This window comes from Chryseobacterium taiwanense, assembly GCF_000813825.1.
GTDB lineage: Bacteria > Bacteroidota > Bacteroidia > Flavobacteriales > Weeksellaceae > Chryseobacterium > Chryseobacterium taiwanense.
In genome coordinates, this window is the sequence record NZ_JWTA01000008.1 from 238,696 (window position 1) to 259,513 (window position 20,818).

16 protein-coding genes and 1 tRNA gene are annotated in these 20,818 nt (G+C 34.0%); 9 read left to right on the forward strand and 8 right to left on the reverse strand.

The window, feature by feature from the left end; genetic code table 11:
* The first annotated feature begins 26 nt into the window (after positions 1-26).
* Positions 27-1,490 (forward strand): cardiolipin synthase, encoded by a 1,464-nt coding sequence (gene cls, locus RM51_RS11640; RefSeq protein WP_039369491.1) that lies wholly within the window; start codon positions 27-29, stop codon positions 1,488-1,490.
* A gap of 5 nt (positions 1,491-1,495) precedes the next feature.
* Here cls and RM51_RS11645 read toward each other — a convergent pair whose 3' ends face one another.
* Complete coding sequence (locus RM51_RS11645; RefSeq protein ID WP_039369493.1) at positions 1,496-2,644, reverse strand: methionine aminotransferase; 1,149 nt, start codon at positions 2,642-2,644, stop codon at positions 1,496-1,498.
* Positions 2,645-2,747: 103 nt separating this feature from the next.
* Here RM51_RS11645 and RM51_RS11650 point away from each other — a divergent pair, with 103 nt between their 5' ends.
* Entirely contained in the window at positions 2,748-3,530 is a 783-nt protein-coding gene (locus tag RM51_RS11650; RefSeq protein ID WP_039369376.1) for a TIGR00266 family protein, read from the forward strand.
* Positions 3,531-3,629: 99 nt separating this feature from the next.
* On the opposite strand, the gene RM51_RS11655 is transcribed toward RM51_RS11650, so the two are convergent.
* Together RM51_RS11655 and RM51_RS11660 are read right to left on the reverse strand one after the other, a co-directional pair.
* A complete protein-coding gene (locus RM51_RS11655; protein ID WP_039369379.1) occupies positions 3,630-4,370 on the reverse strand; it encodes a LytR/AlgR family response regulator transcription factor in 741 nt (246 codons plus the stop codon).
* The gene (locus RM51_RS11660) at positions 4,339-7,281 is read right to left on the reverse strand and encodes a sensor histidine kinase (protein WP_039369382.1); all 2,943 of its coding nucleotides are present in this window, start codon (positions 7,279-7,281) and stop codon (positions 4,339-4,341) included. Before RM51_RS11660 ends, RM51_RS11655 begins: the two co-directional genes overlap by 32 nt.
* Before the next feature lie 125 nt (positions 7,282-7,406).
* Between RM51_RS11660 and RM51_RS11665 the strand changes: the two genes are divergently transcribed.
* From RM51_RS11665 to RM51_RS11680, 4 genes are all read left to right on the forward strand, one after another.
* Positions 7,407-9,284, forward strand: a complete 1,878-nt coding sequence (locus RM51_RS11665; RefSeq protein ID WP_039369384.1) for a DNA topoisomerase IV subunit B — start codon at positions 7,407-7,409, stop codon at positions 9,282-9,284.
* 74 nt (positions 9,285-9,358) lie between these two features.
* A complete protein-coding gene (locus RM51_RS11670) occupies positions 9,359-9,793 on the forward strand; it encodes a hypothetical protein (protein WP_228375811.1) in 435 nt (144 codons plus the stop codon).
* Positions 9,790-12,375, forward strand: coding sequence for a DNA gyrase/topoisomerase IV subunit A (locus tag RM51_RS11675; protein WP_185095006.1), 2,586 nt, complete (start codon positions 9,790-9,792; stop codon positions 12,373-12,375). Before RM51_RS11670 ends, RM51_RS11675 begins: the two co-directional genes overlap by 4 nt.
* A gap of 11 nt (positions 12,376-12,386) precedes the next feature.
* On the forward strand, positions 12,387-13,040 hold the full coding sequence (locus RM51_RS11680) for a rhomboid family intramembrane serine protease (RefSeq protein ID WP_039369390.1): 654 nt from the start codon (positions 12,387-12,389) through the stop codon (positions 13,038-13,040).
* A gap of 119 nt (positions 13,041-13,159) precedes the next feature.
* On the opposite strand, the gene RM51_RS11685 is transcribed toward RM51_RS11680, so the two are convergent.
* The 4 genes from RM51_RS11685 to RM51_RS11700 form a co-directional block, all read right to left on the reverse strand.
* Entirely contained in the window at positions 13,160-15,661 is a 2,502-nt protein-coding gene (locus RM51_RS11685; protein ID WP_039369393.1) for a pectate lyase family protein, read from the reverse strand.
* Between the two features lie 304 nt (positions 15,662-15,965).
* Entirely contained in the window at positions 15,966-16,895 is a 930-nt protein-coding gene (gene prmC / locus RM51_RS11690; protein WP_039369396.1) for a peptide chain release factor N(5)-glutamine methyltransferase, read from the reverse strand.
* Positions 16,896-17,654 carry a peroxide stress protein YaaA gene (yaaA, locus tag RM51_RS11695; RefSeq protein ID WP_039369499.1) on the reverse strand — a complete coding sequence of 253 codons (759 nt, stop codon included), beginning with the start codon at positions 17,652-17,654 and terminating at the stop codon, positions 16,896-16,898.
* Between the two features lie 53 nt (positions 17,655-17,707).
* Positions 17,708-18,319 carry an L-threonylcarbamoyladenylate synthase gene (locus RM51_RS11700; protein WP_039369399.1) on the reverse strand — a complete coding sequence of 204 codons (612 nt, stop codon included), beginning with the start codon at positions 18,317-18,319 and terminating at the stop codon, positions 17,708-17,710.
* Positions 18,320-18,420: 101 nt separating this feature from the next.
* Between RM51_RS11700 and RM51_RS11705 the strand changes: the two genes are divergently transcribed.
* Positions 18,421-18,493 (forward strand) — tRNA-Met (locus RM51_RS11705).
* A gap of 107 nt (positions 18,494-18,600) precedes the next feature.
* On the opposite strand, the gene RM51_RS11710 is transcribed toward RM51_RS11705, so the two are convergent.
* Entirely contained in the window at positions 18,601-19,179 is a 579-nt protein-coding gene (locus RM51_RS11710) for a hypothetical protein (protein WP_039369401.1), read from the reverse strand.
* 330 nt (positions 19,180-19,509) lie between these two features.
* Here RM51_RS11710 and RM51_RS11715 point away from each other — a divergent pair, with 330 nt between their 5' ends.
* Both RM51_RS11715 and RM51_RS11720 read left to right on the forward strand, forming a co-directional pair.
* Entirely contained in the window at positions 19,510-19,875 is a 366-nt protein-coding gene (locus RM51_RS11715) for a BlaI/MecI/CopY family transcriptional regulator (RefSeq protein ID WP_039369404.1), read from the forward strand.
* A gap of 238 nt (positions 19,876-20,113) precedes the next feature.
* Positions 20,114-20,818 (forward strand): M56 family metallopeptidase (locus RM51_RS11720; protein ID WP_039369501.1); only part of this gene is annotated, 705 nt, incomplete at its 3' end.

The following is a 20,818-nucleotide window of genomic DNA, read 5'->3' on the forward strand; positions in this document are numbered from 1 at the left end:
AAAAATAGGGGTATCATATTTTGATGATGAAAGAATTTTTAGATCAGTTCCCATATATTTTACTTATTCTGGAAGTAATCTATTTTGCCGCCGTTATTCTTCTGGCGGGGAAGATTATTATGGACACTAAAACCACCAGTAAAACCTTAGCGTATTTATTGTTGATCATTTTCATTCCGGTGGTGGGAATCATTATCTACTTTGTTTTTGGGGTGAACTACAGGAAAAATAAATTTTACAATTTCAAGTTTGAGATCAATGAGAAGATCTACAAGGATATTCAGAATTATATTGAAAAGACCCATTCGGAATCTTTAAAAGTAAGTGGAGATCAGCTGAGAGAATATATTACAACCATCAATTTTCTGTATAATGCAGCGCATTCTCCTTTATCGGCTAAAAATGAAGTAGAAATATTGGTGAACGGAGAAGAAAAGTTTGCCAAGGTTTTTGAATGTATTCGGAAAGCAAAACACCATATCCATTTAGAATATTATATTTATGAAAACGATGGTATTGGTAATCAGTTAGCGGAATTACTTATCCTTAAAGCCAAAGAAGGGATTGTGATCCGTTTTTTGTATGATGCGATGGGAAGTGGAAAAATCGGCAAAAAAATGATTAAAAAGCTACAGGGTGCAGGAATTGAAGTTTCTCCCGTGAATAAAATTACATTCAGGCTTTTGGCAAACAGGGTGAACTATAGGGATCACCGTAAAATCATCATCATCGACGGTAAAGAAGTTTTTACGGGAGGAATTAATGTTTCCGACAAATATATCAATCCTAATTCCAAACAATACTGGCGCGATATTCATTTGTATCTCAAAGGAAATTCGGCTTTTTATTTTCAGTTTCTCTTTCTTACCAACTGGGTTTTTGCTACAGAAAAGATTCCTCATTTATCAAAAGATTATTTCGATTATGATGACCAGTATGAAGGGAATAAATTGGTTCAGGTTGCCGCAAGCGGACCGGATACAAGTCCCGTAATTATGTTGAGCACAAGTTCTGCCATTTTATCTGCAAAAAAAAGAGTATATATCGTTACGCCTTATTTTATTCCTGTAGAAACAATTTTAAATGCCATAAAACAGGTGGCACAGGCAGGATTGGATGTGAGGTTGATGGTTCCTGAAAAAGGAGATTCTGTAATCGTAAACTCAGCTGCTTATTCTTACTATGAAGGACTTTTGGAGAATAAAGTCCGTATATTCTTTTATAAAAAAGGATTTATCCATTCCAAAACCATGATTGTGGATGATGATTTTTCAAGTGTAGGAACAGCGAATATGGATGTGAGAAGCCAGGAGCTTAATTTTGAAGTCAACACACTGATTTTTGATCAGGAGATCAATCAAAAGTTGGAAGCTATTTTCTTTGAAGATATGAAAGACTCTAAAGAACTGTCATTGAATGAATGGAGAAAAAGGCCTAAACATAAAGTCTTTTTTGAACATTTGGCAAGGCTTCTTTCTCCATTGATGTGATAGAATTATATTTTAGATAGATTTTCAAGTGCTTTTTCCAACGTTTCCTGCTTTTTTGCAAAACACAGACGAATGACATGCTCATTCAGTTTATTCTTATAGAAAGAAGAGAACGGAACACTTGCTACTTTATGATTGATGGTAAGTTCACTGGCAAAGTCGAAATCATTCTTATCGGAGATCTTATCGTACTTCAAAGCTTGGAAATACGTTCCTTCACAATCTAAAAGTTCGAAAGAGGTAGTTGCTAAACCTTGTCTTAAAAAATCTCTTTTTTCTTGGAAAAACTGATTGAGTTGAGTGTAATGTTCATCGTTTTTCATGTATTCAGCCAAAGCCATTTGAATCGGTGTGTTGACAGAAAAAACATTGAACTGATGGATTTTTCTGAATTCATCGGTTAAGTTTTTAGGAGCTGCACAATAACCCACTTTCCAGCCTGTAACATGAAATAACTTTCCGAACGAGGCTACCAAAAGGCTTCTTTCTTTTAATTCAGGATATTTACAGATGCTCAGATGTTGCTTTCCATCAAAAACAATATTCTCATAGACCTCATCGCTAAGAATTAAAATAGAAGTTCCTTTTACGATATTTATTAATTCCTGAATGTCTTTTTCCTTTAAAATTCTTCCTGAAGGATTGTTGGGATTGTTCAGGATAATCATCTTGGTTTTATCTGATACCAAATTCTTAACGGCATTCCAGTCAATCTCATAATCAGGAGCTTTCATTTCGAAACGTTTTACAACTCCTCCGAAAAGCTCAACAGTCGGCTCGTAGCAATCATAAGCAGGTTCAAAAATAATCACTTCATCTTCTTTTTTTACAAAAGTGGCAATGGTCGTGAAAATAGCCTGTGTTCCGCCAGAAGTTACCGTTATTTCTGTATCCGGATGGTAAATCGCCTGATGAGAATTTTCAATTTTTCTGGCTATTTCTTCCTTTAAACCGATCATTCCTCCCATGGGAGCATATTGATTAAATCCTTTTTTAATAAAATGATCTACGTAATTCAGTAGTTCAGCATCGGGCATAAAATCAGGAAATCCCTGAGATAAATTGATGGCTTCATTTTCATTGGCAAGCTGCGTCATCTGGCTGAATATAGTAGTTCCGATATTGGAAAGTTTGGATAAAGGAAGTTGAATCATGAACTGAAATTTTTTAATCACATCGAATTTAATTTATTTTTTCAAAACGGAATGTAAAAAATGTTAATATTGTAGCGAATAACTTAAAATTACTTTGAACACTATGATTAATCATGAAATAGATTATAAAATTTACGGGGAAGAAATGCAATGCGTAGAGATTGAGCTGGATCCTAAAGAAAGCGTAATTGCAGAACCGGGAAGTTTTATGATGATGAAAGACGGGATACAGATGGAAACCTTATTCGGAGACGGAACAGAAAAGGGATTAATGGGGAAACTTTTCTCTGCGGGAAAAAGAATGCTTACGGGAGAAAACCTTTTTATGACGGTATTTACGAATACTTCTTCAGATAAAAGGCAAGTGACTTTTGCCGCGCCTTACGCAGGAAAAATTCTTCCTTTTGATTTAAGTAAACTTGGAGGTAAAGTGATCTGTCAGAAAGACAGTTTTCTTTGTGCGGCTAAAGGAGTTACTGTTGGAATTGAATTTCAGAAAAAATTAGGAACAGGTCTTTTTGGTGGAGAAGGATTTATCATGCAAAAATTGGAAGGTGACGGAATGACCTTCGTCCACAGTGGAGGACACGTGATCGAAAAAGATCTTCAGCCGGGAGAAATCCTGAAAATTGACACAGGATGTATCGTTGGTTTTACGCATACGGTAGATTATGATATTCAGTTTGTAGGAGGAATCAAAAATACCATTTTCGGAGGGGAAGGATTGTTTTTTGCCCAATTAAGAGGTCCCGGAAAGGTATGGATTCAGACTTTGCCTATTTCAAGATTAGCTAGTAGAATTTTACAATACGGAACAACTAAAAATAAAGAGCAGGGAAGTATTTTAGGAGGTTTGGGTAATCTCTTGGATGGGGACGGATTTTAATGAGATTAAAGATATAAGAAAAGGCTGTCGAAAGACAGCCTTTTTGTTTCTAAATATCTATTATTTTAAATACTTTTTGTAAGTGATTTTAATATGAGTTTAGTCTAAAGCATCAACCTTTTGAAGGAAATCATTTTTTTTACGAACAGATACATCTAGGATAGAGTTGTCACTCATAACAACCTGTCCACCTTTGCCTTTGATGTATTCCTGTAGATGAGAAAGATTGATCAGGTGCTTGTGATGTATCCTGAAAAAATTATGCTCTGCTAACGTTTCTTCAAACTCATGAAGGGTTTTGGAAACGATGATTTTGGTTTTGTCTGTCAGATAAAAAGTGGTATAACTGGAATCAGCTTCACATCTTACAATATCTGTAATAGTAATCATTTTGAACCCCTGAAGAGTAGGTAAGCTGATCTTATTATTCTGATTGGTCTGAGTCGTATTGGATGAAAACGCTTTGTTTTTTCTGATATTTTCTAAAGCTTTATTAACAGCAATAATGAAATCCATTTTTTTAATAGGCTTTAAAAGATAATCGGTAGCTCCGTTTTTAATAGCCTGAATGGCAAAGTGCTCATAAGCTGTAATGAAAATGATCTGTGAAGAAAGCTCTTTGAAGTTGGACAGCAGATCAAATGCGGTACCGTCATTCAGCTGGATGTCTAAAAATAAAATATCCGGAGTGTTTTTGGTAAGATAAATGAATGCTTCTTCAACACTCGATGCCTGAAAGTCAATTTCTAGCTCCGGAAATTCATTTTCCAGCAGTAAAGCAATGTATTCTCTGCCGTCTTTTTCGTCGTCAATGATGCAGACCTGTGTTTTTGTTTTCATAAGGTGTTATATATAGTTTTATTTGTGTCCCTTGTTGTTGGTATTCTGAAAGATCTTTGATTTCTAAAATAATACTGGTTTCGAAAAGCTGTTTAAAAGTTTCAATTCTTTTTTGGGAAAGCTTTACCCCAAAAGAATCCTCTTTAGCCATAGATTTTGATAAATTTCCGATTCCAACACCATTATCTTCAATAGTTATGCTTAACGTTGAATCTGTATGATCAAAATAAACTTCAATACAACCTTTTCGGTCTTTAAGGCTAGAAATTCCGTGCTTTATGGCATTTTCTACAAAGGGTTGTATCAATAATGAAGGAATAACCCAGTTTTTGTTTACTTTCTCAGAGGTGGATATTTTGTAATCGAACAAATCTTTTAAGCGGAGTTTCTCCATATTTAAGTATAAAGAAAGATATTCTATTTCCTCACGTATCGGCATAAAGGTCTTTTCCGAATAATGAAGCGTTTTTCTGATCATCTGTGAGAAAGTCTCCAGATAATTTTCTGTTTCCAGATAATCTTTTTTATACAGTAAAAATTGAATAGAATTAAGACAATTGTAAATAAAGTGAGGGTTTATTTGGGCTTTAATGGCCTGTAACTCCAATTCCGCAATTTTCTTTTCATAATTAAGAGTTTCCAGTTTTTTATTACGTCTTTTTTGGAAATAGAAGTTGATAACTGTAAAAAGAATACCCAGTGTTACAAGCGTTAATGCTAATTTAAACCACCAAGTCTGCCAGAAATGAGGTTTGATTTCAAAAGCGAGATCAGTAGAAGTCTGAGATTGTTTTCCATTATAGCCTAATCCAAAAACCTTCAGGACATACTTTCCGGGTGGGACAGAATTTAGAATGATTTTCGGGGAATTGCTTACCTGCCATTCATCGCTAAGTCCTGCTACCTTATACTTATAATTAATTTTTCCTTGCGAAGCATAGTCAAGAAAGCTGAGATTGAAAACTACATCATCCGGCGTGGATCCTTCCGGTTTTTTGGTAAGATCAAAATATTCATTGTTCCCAATCTTTACAGAATTGATAATGACTTTTTTATTAATAAATTTCTTTTGTGCAAGAAGTTTTTTAATCGAAAAAATACCTAAACCTTTAGAAGTGCCTATAAAAATTGAATCGTTTTTTATCACAGAACCGGCTACGACATTGGACGGAAGTCCATCTATTTGTGTGAAATTATTGATTTTTAAATCTTTTCCATTCAATTTAATTCTTGAAATTCCGTAGTTTGTGCTTGCCCAAAATGTGGTAGGGGTTTCAATATCTATTCTCTTTACCTGATGACTCAATAAACCATCACTTTCCGAAATTTTTTGTAATATTCTTTTGTTGTTGAAAAGGACAATTCCATTGGTATTGGTAGCTCCTATATAGAGATTGTTGTTGAGTTTTTTAATATCGGTAAAATAATATCCTTTTAGGAATAAAGCAGTCTTCTTTGTTTTTACATCAAGCTTGTATAAATTACTAAAATCACCAACGAATATACTATCCTGGGTATAAGGAAGAGCATTATATGTTCTTTTAGTGAAAAGGTAATCACTTTTTTTACTGTTTAAATTATAAATAAATAGACCGGAAGAGTTACATATGAGTATAGAATTACCAGTGTAAGGAATTATATTTTTAGGACCTCCTCCTATTATGATATCACTTTTGTTTTTGGAGATGTCATAAAGAAAAAGTTTAGAAGAAAGCGCGAAGAGTAATATGTTTTTATCGGCATATACAGCTCTATTTTCTGTTTTATCTGATGGATCAAGTACAATATCTTTTAGTTTCCCATTTTTATAAATGGCACCGGCAGCTCTATCATAACCTATAACAATTTGATCATGATCTTTAGTAATTGTTTTGATATATTCAGAATTACTCTTCAATGGCAGATTAATATAGTTAGCAAAAAATGCTTTACTGATAAAAGAAATACCTTTATTCCTTAAACTGAACCAAACATTATCATCTTTATCTACAAAAACATAATGGATGACCTGGTCTTTTAGTAATGTGATGGGGGGAGCTAAAGTTTTGCTTTCATCAAGTAATGATTGATTGAAGTAGAGCACACCACCATTGGCCATACTGAGCCATAATTTATTATTCTTATCAATAATTGAGTTGATGAGTTTTCCGGTTAATGGGTAAGAATGAATTTTTTTTAAGTGGGTTACATCTTGTAATTGATAAACCTCGAGTGTTTTTTCATTATAAAATACAATGAGATTATTCTTTTCATAAATAGGCTCTCCTTTACTGGCTTGGATTATTTCCTGTTTTTTAGTAATGACATTGTAAGCAATAATATAATTGTCTCGGTCTCCTTTTAAATATAGGGTATTGGTAAGGTAATCAAATTTGAAAGCGCGTAAAAACCGATCTTTATAATCAATAAATATAGGATATCTTTTGAGTTGTTCATTTTCATAAATAAAAATATCTTTAGGATCTCGAAGGCTATGTAAATATAATTTATTGCCATTGGGTGTTATAACTGGAACATAGCTGGAAAACGGGTTAGAAAGATATTTATTAAAGTTGGAATTCATGATTTTACCATTTTTCAGGTAGGTAAAATCATTTAGAAAAGGAACTATGAAAATTTCACCGTTGGGTAAAGGTTCACTGGTAATCACTTCAATATTCTTTAATCCCTCTTTTCTGCCATATTGTTTAAATTCTTTCCCGTCAAAACGGAATAAACCATTATCCGTACCTATCCACATAAAGCCATTGTAATCCTGTTTCATACGATAAGTATAAGAACAGATTAATCCGTCACTTTCGTTATAGTTGATTAAACCTGGAATTTGTGAAACATAAAGTGGAGAAAAGAATAAAATAAATAATAGAATATTTATTTTAGTTGAAATCTTTTCTTTCTTTGATGTATTCATGATTATAGGTTAGTTTTTGTGATGATAATTTGTTTTTTGGTGACTCAAATTAAGAAAAAATAAATGATTAATACTTATGTAATTTTATCCAAATTTGTATTTTTGTATGATTGCTGAAATTACATATGTCACAAGAAACAAACCCAATCTATTCCGAAGATAATATCAGAACCCTCGATTGGCAGGAACACATACGTTTACGTCCCGGAATGTATATCGGGAAATTAGGAGACGGATCTTCTGCTGATGACGGTATTTATATTTTACTTAAAGAAATTCTAGATAACTCTATCGATGAGTTCAGAATGAAATCAGGTAAAAGAATTGAAATAAAATTGGACGATGGTAAAGTTACCATTCGTGACTTTGGTCGTGGAATTCCGTTGGGAAAAGTGGTAGATGCAGTTTCCAAAATGAACACGGGAGGAAAGTACGACAGCAAAGCCTTCAAAAAATCAGTTGGTCTGAACGGGGTAGGGACAAAAGCAGTAAATGCTTTGTCTGACTATTTCCGCGTAAGATCTTTCCGAGACGGGAAAATGAAAGTGGCAGAATTTTCGAGAGGATTAATTACGGAAGACTTTGAGGAAAAAGAAACTTCAGATCGCAATGGTACTGAAATTTCCTTCATTCCTGATGCTGAAATTTTCCTACATTTTAAATTTAGAAAAGAGTATATCGAAAGAATGCTCCGCAATTACGCGTATCTGAATCCGGGACTTACGATTCTTTTCAACGGAGAAAAATTTTATTCTGAAAACGGTCTTAAAGACTTATTAGATGAAGAATTGGAAAATGAAACATTATATCCCATTGTTCATTTGAAAGATAGCGATATAGAAGTGGCTATTACGCATACCGATAAATCGCAGACTGAAACCTATTTTTCATTCGTAAACGGACAAAATACAACACAGGGAGGAACGCATTTGAATGCCTTCCGTGAAGCGTATGTAAAAACGATCCGTGAGTTCTTTAATAAAAACTTTGATGCATCAGACGTTAGAAAATCGATTGTTGCAGCAGTTTCCATTAATGTGGAAGAACCTGTCTTTGAATCTCAGACCAAAACAAAACTAGGGTCTAACGATATAGGACCAAACGGACCGACGGTAAGAACTTTTATTATTGATTTCTTAAAAAGTAAATTAGATAATTTTTTACATAAAAATCCGGAAGTTGCTGAAGCAATTCAAAGAAAAATCTTAATTTCAGAAAGAGAAAGAAAGGAACTTTCGGGAATCCAGAAACTGGCAAGAGAAAGAGCCAAAAAAGTATCTCTTCACAATAAAAAACTTCGTGACTGCAGACAGCATTACAATGATCAGAAAGCGGAAAGAAAAGCAGAAACGCAGATATTTATTACCGAGGGAGACTCTGCATCAGGATCGATTACAAAATCCAGAGATGTAGAAACGCAGGCTGTATTTTCGTTAAAAGGGAAACCTTTGAATTGTTATGGTCTTACGAAAAAGGTCGTATACGAAAACGAAGAATTTAATTTACTTCAGGCTGCATTGAATATTGAGGAAAGTCTGGAAGATTTAAGATACAATCAGGTGATTATTGCAACCGATGCCGATGTCGACGGAATGCACATTAGATTGTTGATGATTACCTTCTTCCTGCAGTTTTTCCCAGATATTATTAAAAACGGACACCTTTATATTCTGCAAACCCCTTTATTCAGGGTAAGGAATAAAAAAGAAACCAGATATTGCTACAGTGAGCAGGAAAGAGTGAAAGCTCTGAATGAATTAGGAAAGAATCCTGAAATTACCCGATTTAAAGGATTAGGAGAAATATCTCCGGATGAATTTAAACATTTCATCGGAAAAGATATCAGACTGGAACCTGTTGTGATAGGAAAAGATCAGACGATAGACCAGCTTTTAGAATTTTATATGGGGAAAAACACTCCGGATAGACAGACTTTTATTTTAGAAAATCTGGTAGTGGAAGATCAGGACATTCAAAACAAAGAACTTGTAGAAGAAAATTAGAATAGTAGAAAAAATAGAAAAACTATATGAGAATAAGTAACCGCAGTAAAATTTCAATATATAATTTCATTAATATGATGTTGTTATTGGCATTGGCGGGTGGGATAATTGCATTCTTTTTAGAAGAAAGACTCAATGTATTGGGAGACTTTAGCTTTCTTTTTATTGTAATTCCGGCTGTAATGTTGGGTGTATTTTACTTTATCGGAAGGCAGATTTTTGAGTATGACAGTGATGGAGAAGCATTGAATTTTAGAAACAGGAATATCGTTCCTTTTATCAACAAACCATTAAGTGATGAGTTTCCAAAATATAAACTCATCAGCTATGAAATTATAGATATGTTTCTGATTAAGAGACTGTATGTGAAAGTATCCAGCAAGAGTACAGGCTCTACGATGCTGAAATATGAAATATCATACCTGTCTAAAAAAGAAATAAAAGATTTGAAATTCTCTCTAAATAAAGTAGTAAAAACTAATAACGAGAAAAAAGAGTTAACTAAATGATGACAGAAGAAAACTCGCATGAAGGTGAGAGCCTGAAAAAAGTCTCCGGGCTTTATAAAGATTGGTTTTTGGATTATGCTTCTTATGTAATTTTGGACAGAGCGATCCCATCGGTATTTGATGGTTTCAAACCCGTTCAGAGAAGGATAATGCATTCCATGAGAGAATTGGAAGACGGCCGTTACAACAAAGTTGCCAATATTGTAGGAAATACCATGAAATATCACCCTCACGGTGATGCTTCTATTACCGATGCAATGGTGGGAATCGGGCAAAAAGAATTGTTGATAGATACTCAGGGAAACTGGGGAAATATCTATACGGGTGATTCTGCTGCTGCAGCGAGATATATTGAAGCAAGACTGACTCCTTTTGCGTTAGAAGTTGTCTTCAATCCTAAAACGACTGAATGGACGAAATCTTATGACGGTAGAAATAACGAACCGATAGATTTACCTGTGAAATTTCCGTTGCTTTTGGCACAGGGAGTGGAAGGGATTGGAGTAGGACTTTCTACAAAAATTCTTCCTCATAACTTTAATGAACTTATCAATGCCTCTGTTGCCTATTTAAAAGGTAAAAAGTTTGAATTGTTTCCGGATTTCCTTACCGCAGGTTTTTTAGATGTTTCTGAATATAACGACGGTCATAGAGGAGGAAAAGTAAGAGCCAGAGCCAGAATCAATCAGGTGGATAAACATACTTTGATGATTACTGAGCTTCCTTTTTCTAAAAATACGGGAGACTTAATTGATTCTATCTTAAAAGCCAACGAAAAAGGTAAGATTAAAATCAAAAAAATTGAAGATAATACCTCAGATAAAGTTGAAATTCTGATTCATCTTCCTAATGATTCGTCACCAGATAAAACAATTGATGCGCTATATGCATTTACTGATTGTCAGGTTACCATTTCTCCGAATGCCTGTGTAATTGTTGGTGATAAACCAATGTTCCTGAATGTTTCTGAGATTTTAAGAAGAAATACCGATCATACGGTTTCATTGCTTAAAAAAGAATTGGAAATTGAACTTCACGAGTTGCAGGAAAGTTGGCATTTTTCATCATTAGAAAGAATCTTTATTGAGAATAGGATTTATCACGATATTGAAGAAGTTAAAAGCTGGGAAGACGTTTTGAAGACGATCGATGAAGGCTTAAAGCCTCATACGAAACATCTCTTGAGAGCTGTTACAGAAGAAGATATCTTAAGACTGACGGAAATCAGAATTAAAAGGATTTCCAGATTCGATTTAGATAAATTTAAAGAAAATATTGCCGCTTTAGAAGGAAAAATAGAGCAGGTAAAACATCATTTAGAACATCTGATTACGTATGCTATTGATTATTTCCTGAATATTCAGAAGAAATACGGAAAAGACAGACAAAGAAAAACAGAATTAAGAATTTTCGATACCATTGATGCAACTAAAGTTGCGGTAGCGAACGAAAAATTCTATGCTAATTTCGAAGAAGGTTTCATTGGAACTTCCCTGAAAAAAGATCAATACCTGTTCGATTGTTCAGACATTGACGATATCATTACTTTCAGAAAAGACGGAAGTATGAAAGTTGTAAAAGTAGAAGCCAAAACGTTTATCGGAAAAGATATTCTTCACGTGGCAGTCTGGAAGAAAAATGATAAGAGAACGGTTTACAACATGATCTATCGCGAAGGTAGAGAAGGACCGTATTATATGAAGCGTTTTTCCGTAACAGGAGTAACGCGAAATACAGACTATCCTTTAGCTTCAGATAAAAAAGGTTCAGAAACACTTTATTTCTCTGCTAATCCAAATGGAGAAGCAGAAACAGTATCTGTACTTTTGAAACCAAATCCGAGAATCAGAAAGAATAAGATGGATATCGATTTCTCTGAATTGGCCATTAAAGGACGTGATTCAAAAGGAAATCTGGTTACCAAATACTCGGTGAAGAAAGTAGACATGAAGGAAGAAGGAGTTTCTACTTTAGCCCCAAGAAAAATATGGTTTGATGAAACCGTAAGAAGACTGAATGCAGATGTAAGAGGAACTTTATTGGGAAGCTTTAAAGGAGACGATAAGATCTTAACCATCAATACGAACGGAGAAGCAAAATTGGTAAGCTTTGACCTCGGAAACCGTTTTGATGACGAATATTTAGTTCTTGAAAAATGGAGACCGCAGCAACCGGTAACCTGTATTTATTATGACGGTGAGAAAGAAATTTATTTCATCAAAAGATTCTTACTGGAAAATAATACGAATCCTCAGACGTTCATGCCTTCGGAACATTCTAAGTCTTTTATAGAAAGTATTATTGTGGCCAATAATGCGACTGCAGATATTATTTTTGCAAAAGATAAAGGAAAAGAACGCGATCCTGAAACGATAAATATTGATGAGTTTATTGCTGTAAAAGGTATAAAAGCGATCGGAAATCAGTTTACGAAATTTAAGGTGAAATCTATTAATATCACGATTCCTGAGCCTGAAGAAGAGGAACCGGAAGTTTATGAAGAGCCGGAACGTTTTGAAGGAGATGATGAGGGAGGTACAATCGGAGACCTGTTCCAAAGTGATGAGAATACAGAAAATTAAATGTTGAAAAAGTGAATGTTTTAATAATCATTATAGCAATTACTGCAATTGCAAGCTTTATGGCACCAAGTGGAAGCAGTAATTTTGAAAAATATAAATTTAGTGTTGGTTCTATTTTGAACCGAAAAGAATATATTCGTTTACTTTCTTCCGGTTTTTTGCATGCAGATCTTATGCACTTGGTGTTTAATATGCTGACATTGTATTTCTTTGGTCCAATTGTGGTGCAGGGATTTGGAAATCTAGGATTTTTGATTATTTATTTCGGATCTATTTTATTAGGAAATTTATTTTCATTGTTTATTTATCAGAGACAACCATGGTATTCCGCAATTGGTGCGAGTGGAGGAGTTTCGGGAATTCTTTTTGCTTCTATTGCAATGATTCCAGATTTAGGAATATATCTTTTCTTTATTCCAATTCCCATTCCTGGATATCTTTTTGGACTAGTTTACTTTGGATATTCAGTATATATGATGCTGAATCCTAGACAACATGATAATATTGGTCACGCCGCACACTTAGGAGGAGCGTTTTTCGGATTGGTGTATGCAGTAGCTAATGCGCCTGAAAGAGCAATGGAAAACTCTTTATACATCGGTATAATGGCTCTTCCTCTCATTTATTTGAGTTATGAGATTTTTGTGAAAAAAAGGATAGGTTAAACTCAATCTATTCTTCCTAAATAATATATAACCAATGAGCAGTCATTGGTTATTTTTTTGAAATAAAAACCGCCCTTATCATGACGATAAAGACGGTAACCAAATATTTAAGACTATTATTATTTCTTTATTACTTTTTCCTGTAATAAACCTTGGTTTGTTTTAATTAACAATAAATAAACACCGCTTTCAAAATTGCTGATATCTACTCTTTGTACATTTCCTCTTATTTCTTTCATTACCTTTCCTGTGCTGTTGGTAATTATTACAGATTCAATAACATATGGTGTAGATATACTGAATACGTTCTGAACCGGATTAGGATAAATGATAGCTTTAGGTTGGCTAACTTCTGTTTGTGATAACCTTGAAGTAGTCGTTGTCTGATATTGAGTTTTGATATAATAAAGATTCGCAACACTTCCTTTCGTGATAGAATGAGAACCTGCTGCAATAGTTGGAATGCTAACAATACCGGAACTTGCTGTGTAAGACGTTCCATCTACTTTTATGGTTCCCGTGAATGTAGGATCAAAAACTAAAGTTAAAGATGAAGCTGCACTTGTCGAGTACGAGATATTGGTGGATGATTCTATTTTCAATCTCTTGGTTAAAGTGATTCCGTCATAGCTTGCAGAGCCGTCCGTAGAATTCATATTCGCTGAGGTAAAGCTGTAGAATGAACTGCTTAATCCAGATGCGGTAAAGTTATGAACTTCATTTCCTTGAGGATTCGTTCCGGTGGTTGTTACAGTAATGCTTCCAGTTCCCGAAACTGAAGTTCCCGAAGTACCGGTTGTAGTGATTGTAAAACTAACATTTGAAGTCGGAGTTCCTGAAATCGTTACCGTTTTGTTGGTTGTGTTTTTTACAAAACTTATCCCTGAACTTGGAAGATTGGAAACACTTACATCCGTTGCAGTTCCTCCCCAGGTAAAGATCATCGGGCTGATTGCAGTTCCGGAAGCAACAGTTTGGCTGTTGTTGGAGGCAATAAGCAATGTTTGCCCCGAAGTTGAAGAACTAGACTCTCCCTGTACAAAGACCATTTGAGAAGTATAATTTTGAAGCAAAGACATCAATCCTGTATTTACCGCATCAGAAGTATCATCTGTAGCATTGTTAAATGTCCAACTGATATCCCCTCCGGAAACTCTACCGGAATACTGCATCGCTTTATCTCTCGCTACCGTAGGAGAATCAGGAGTCATAGAATTGATGTAAAGAGAAGAATTGGTATCAAAATTATTGTACGTTCCTGCTCCTTGGAAAGCTTTGATCTGAGCACCTAAAACTTCGTTTCTTGTCGATGCTACATACGCATCAAACTGACTCGCTGCAGTAGAAGAATTATAAGGAATAAAAGCATTTTGACCCGTCATAAAATTATTATAGGCCTTTACAACACCTCCGTTTTCACTTGAAAAAGTTCCTACCGATCCATTGGCGATATCTGTCCCTTGTTTAGAAGTAAGAACTGGATATTTACAATTTCTAAAGTAATTTCCTTCCACAAAAACTGAAGATCCCATAGTAGAACCAACCCCGTACTTTGAATTACCATCATAATAATTGTTGTACACATGAGCAGAATAAAATCGAATCCGCGGATGTCTGGAATCAGAATGGTCAAACCAGTTATGATGATAAGTGATATAAAGACCAGAAGTTGTATCTTCACTTAACCCCAGAAGACAGCTTTTTCCATTATCCCAAAAGTGATTGTAGGAAAATGTAATATAGGTTGATTTCTTGGCATCCAATGCACCGTCACCTTTAGCTTGATCAGCATCACCACCGGGTTTACCGTAGAAAAGATCATTGTTGTGTGCCCAAATGTATGTGTTGTCCTGTTGTAAGCTCAGATTATCTCCTTCACCTGCATCCGTAAGCATAAATCCTAAATTTCGGACTTCAATATTCGTTGCATTTTTAAGTCTGATTCCCCATCCGTTAATCACAGCATCAGATCCGATTCCTTCTAAAGTGATGGAGCTCGAAGCATTTTTGTTGTTTTCCACTACCGCATCCCCATTCAGTAAATAACTTGGATCTGTAATGTTTCCAATAAATCTTACCGCAAGAGGACGGGTGTCATTTCCTTTTTTGAAACCGTCTAATATTGTTTGAAGCCCAACACAAGGATTGGAATTCGCTCCGGTAACATTTAGAGAAACGGTATTTTTTGTATCCGGAGTTATGTAGAGAACGACCGCATTAGCTTTTAAAGTACCGTCTAAATTATAAGCTCCCGGGATTCTACCGTCACTATGGGCAAAACCAGTGCGGTCTTGTGCCAATACAGTGACAGAAGAAGTTGTAGTCCCTGTTCCTTCTGTATTGTTGATGACAGGAACAACTTTGAAGGTGTAATTTCCGGCACTCAATCCCGGAATATCGGCTCTGAAATAAGAACCATAGCTTCTTATAAGCTGACTGTCTATCAATTTATCCGTAATCCCGTTTCCGGAATAATAGACTCTGTAACTTTCTGCGTTACTTACAGGATTCCATTTTAAATAGGCAGATTCTAGCCAGCCTACAGTTTGCGTAATCGTTATTTGTGATTTTACAAATGCCGTACTAGCAGCAAATGCAAAACAAATCAATATTTTTTTCATGATTGATAATTATTGTTCGGTTTTAATTTTTTATTGATAAAATGTAATCGATTACACACAAATATATATAAATAATTAATATAAATCATTTTGTGGTGAAAATTATTGTAAAATTCTCAATAATAGTAGTGTTTAACGAGGTTTTTAATAATTAGATTGTGAATTAATTAATCGTATAATCCGTTTTTTTTGAAAAATATTGTTCCCAAAAAATGATTCAGAAAATGATAATGGGGTATAGGTAAAAAAAATACAATCCAAAAAATGAATTGTATAGTATATGGTAAAAAAGAAAATGGAAAGACTATTTTTTTGCAAAAATAAACCGGTCATTTTCTGATAAATCTTTTATTAACTGTGCTTCAGAAAAGCCTGATGTATATAGTTCCAGAGTTTCAGGGCCTAATTTCTGATTGATTTCTAAAAACAATACTCCATTGTTAGTAAGATACTTTTCAGCATCTTCTGCAATTTTCCGATAAAAGATCAGAGCATCAGAAGTAGGGGAGAAAAGAGCCATTTTAGGTTCAAATTCTTTAACGGAATCCGCAATTTCATGTTCCTCTTCAATCCCGATATAAGGCGGATTGGAAATAATCACATCAAAATTCTGTTTCAACTCAAAATTCAGATAATCTGTATGAATAAAGTTAATGGCAAGCTGATGGAAATCTGCATTCTTTTTAGCCATTTCCAAAGCTTTTTCAGAAAAATCAATAGAAGTGACTTCTGCTTCCGGGAAATGCTTTTTTAGCACCAAAGGAATAATCCCGCTTCCCGTTCCGATATCCAGAATTTTTAAAATATTCTTGTTGTCATTCTGAACTGAATGTGAGGAATCTTTTGTTATTGGATCCTGAGATTCTTCATTTCGCTCCGCTGCATTCAGAATGACAGACTGCTCTTTTATTTTATGTATTGCCAATTCCAGTAATTCTTCCGTTTCAGGTCTTGGGATCAGAACATGCTCATTCACGAAAAACTTCATTCCATAGAATTCAGTTTCTCCTACAATATGTTGATAAGGTTTGTTGGTTTTTAATTCCGAAATAATCTGCAAAAGATCCTGTTCATCCTGAATCAGTAATTCCTGATGGGAGAATCTTCTTTGATGAAAACTGTCAAAACCTACGACCTTCTGAACAAAAACAGAACACAAAAAAGCACTTTCAGATTCTGTATAAAGCTCGGAAAGCTCAGCTTTAAAATATCTTTTAAACTCTAAAATTGTCATTTATCTTGTAAAAACAAGGTTGGTATCTGTTGATTTTTCTTCATCAATTCTGTAGCCTTCATAGTTGAATGCCTTTACATCATCTAGTGTTTTAGCATTAGTTTCTGCGCAGAATCTTACCACCAAACCTCTTGCATGCTTTGTATACACAACAATTGTTTTAAGTTTTCCGTCTTTTAATTCGTAGAAATCAAAATCGATCACTTTATGGTTCAGCTTTTTTCTGTCAATTACTTTTCCATATTCATTACTGCATAAATGAAGCAGAATCTCGTTCTTTTTCATTTCCGTATTCAGTTGCTCTGTTACTTTTTCTTTCCAGAACTCATATAGGTTTTTATACTGATCGAATTCAAAAGGACGTCCCATTTCAAGTCTGTACAGCATTACTTTATCAGAAGGTTTTAAAAGTCCGTATAAACCCGAAAGCATTCTGTAGTTTTTCTGCAAATAGTCTACAGCATCTTTGTCTAAAGTTTTTGCGTCTAATCCTCTGTAAACTTCACCGGTGAAAGCATACATTGCAGGAGCAGACTCTTTAGTTCCCGGTTTTGCTTTCCATTTTTGGTTTCTTTCCCAGTTTTCATCTGCCAGTTTTGGCGAAATTTCCATTAGTTCAGAAAGATATTTTGGAGATTTTTGTTTTAAATAAGATTGTATAAATGTTGCTTCTTCAATGAATTTTGGAGTGGTACTTCTCAACAGATCGGTTGAGTTCTCTACATTCATCAATTTTGCAGGAGATGTTATTATTTTCATAAAAAAAGAAGTTAAATTTTTCAAGTTCAGTATTGAACTTTTGACCTTGGAATTTATAAAATTCCTTTTCCCTGACGAATAAGTTCAGGTTCACCAGAAGTAAGATCCACAATCGTTGAAGCTATATTATCTCCATATCCGGAATCAATGACGATATCTACTAGATGATCATACTTTTCTGCAATCAACTCAGGATCGGTAGAATATTCAATAATCTCATCATCATCTCTGATCGAAGTAGAAGCAATGGGATGCCCAAGTTTTTCAACAATCAGTTGTGGAATAGAGTGGTCAGGAACACGAATCCCGATGGTTTTATGTCCTTTATAAGCCAAAGGCAAACTTTTATTGGCTTCCAGAATAAAGGTAAACGGCCCCGGAAGATGACTTTTCAAAAATCTGAATACCGAAGTATCAATAGGTCTCGTAAAGTCCGAAAGATGGCTTAGATTATTACAAATGATAGAGAACTGAGCCTTTTCTAGTTTGATTTTTTTCAGTTGAGCCAGTTTTTCCATGGCTTTGATGTCAAAAATATTACACCCCAATGCATAAATTGTATCGGAAGGATAAATAATGAGTCCGCCATTATTCAAGGTTTTAATCACCTCATTGATAAGGTTTTCCTGTGGGTTTTCTGGGTAGATTCTTAGTATTTTTGCCATATAACAAAGATACAAATAATAAAATAGTTTCCATAAAAATCCTTTATTTAAAAGAAAAATTAGGATTTTAAAAATATTGTCGTATATTTGCATCACAATATCGCGGGATGGAGCAGTAGGTAGCTCGTCGGGCTCATAACCCGAAGGTCATCGGTTCGAGTCCGGTTCCCGCTACTAAAAATAAAAAGAGAATTACAATTTGTAATTCTCTTTTTTGTTATTGATGAAGTGTAAAACTTTTAGACATAAAAAAATCCCACCGTTTAAAGTGGGATTTTATATTATTGTGCTACCTCAGTATAAGGTCTAAGCTTATAATCATCAGATTTTGGTTGCTCTAAGAATTCTTTTCTTTGAGTTCCTTTCATTCTTTGTGAAGCTTCGCTTGCTACATAATAAGCGTCACCCAGTTTTTTAGTAATCTCTGAAGGAGTGAAATCTTTTTTAATATCACTGTCTACTCCGATATATCCGTTTTTCTTTGTGATGTAGCTAATGTAGTTGTTGTAGTTGATGAATGTATTTCTTAAATACTGCGTGTGGTACTGCATACATTTCTTCGCTTTTTTCGAAGAATTGTTCAGAATACAGTTAGACATATTCCCATTATATAACCAAAATTCAGATTGTAAAATTGCATACTCTTTTCCTAATGCAGTTTTTCCGTTGGTATAAATGCTGTTGTCTCCTTCTTTATCCGCAATAACCTTTAGGTGCTCTAGAACCAAAGGAACCGTATTTTCGATTTTTGTTTTAGCTTCTCCTATCGCGCTGAAGTCTGCTGCAGGAGAATTTTTTTGTGCAGTCGCTACATTAAAAGCAAGTAGTAATAGTACAATCAATAAATTATATCTTTTCATGAGAAATTTTTAAGCCACTAAAATAAATATATTTTCTCAGTTTTGACAACTTCATTTTAATTTTATTTAATAAAATTTAACATGTTTTAAGGATTTTTAGTGTAATAAAGCATTTTTTGTGAAGAATAAATATATCATAATATTTGTTTTTTATAAAATTATTGACTTAAATTGAAATTTATTTAATTGATTTTAAGTAAGTTATATTTTTATCAATCTTTATAACTAGAAAAATAGTTGTTCGAAAAGAATTTAATTCTATATTTGTATAACTAATTTGTTAGTGATATAGAATGATACCTATATAATAATAGTATTAAACATTGGGATATGAAAATTCAAACTCTTACGAAAGCGGAAGAACAGGTAATGCAATATGTATGGAAAATAGAAAAAGGATTTTTAAAAGATATTCTTGATTTATTTCCTGAACCAAAACCTCATACCAATACAGTTTCTACAATATTAAAAGTATTGAAGGATAAAGAATTTGTGGATTATAATGTGATCGGAAGACAACATGAGTATTTTCCTTTAGTAACTAAAGAACAATATTCTGGAAAGACAATGAAAAGTCTTGTGAAAAATTATTTTAAAGGCTCGTATAAAAGTGCAGTTTCTTTTCTGGTAGAAAAAAATGAAATGAGTGTGGAAGACTTGGAAATGTTATTAAATGAGCTTAAAAAGAAAAGCTAACATTTAAAAAGAGGTTGCTCTGTAACATTTTGATGGGTTCAGTTGTCTTTAAAAGACAAGACGTTAACGAAGAAGATACAGAATAGTAACCTCTATAAAAACATAAACAATGACAGCATTTATTATAGAATTATTTTTTCAGCTATGGGATTGGTTGATCTCTATATTTTAGGGAAAACCACCTTTGAAAAGAGCATGACAAGCAATATTATCATTTGATTAAAGCAATTACCCAATCATGGAAGTGTTATTTTACATCCTAAAAGTGATCATTTGTTCAGGCGTTTTGTTGGGATACTATTATCTCTCGCTCAAGGACAAGACTTTTCACCATTACAATAGGTTTTATCTGTTATTTTCGATACTGATTTCGTTATTGCTTCCTTTGATAAAGCTTGAAGATTTTACCATTGAGGTGAATCAGAATATCTATATGCTGATCGATAAAGTGCAGAACTTTAATCCTTCAGAAAACACAAATACCCATGAAAACTTATATTATACAGCCGCTTTTTCAGTTTTAGGAATCGTTTCCGTGTATTTTTTAGGAAAATTCATCTATGGAACCTTCAAAATATATGAACTGAAAACTCAATTTGAAAGAGAAAACATCGAAGGGATCAACTTTTACCGTACAGACCTTACAGATGCTCCTTTTTCTTATTTTAAAAACCTTTTCTGGAAGAATTCCATCACATTGAATTCAGAAATAGGAAAGCAGATTTTAAAGCATGAAATGGTTCATATCGAACAGAAACATACGTTTGATAAGATCATTTTAGAAATTATTACCTCGGTATTTTGGTTCAATCCATTTTACCATCTTATTAAAAGAGAAATTAATTTAATACACGAATATCTGGCTGATAAAAAAGCCGTAAAACAATCGGACACGAAAGCATTTGCGCAGATGCTTTTAGCCAGTCACTTTTCCGGAGTAGAG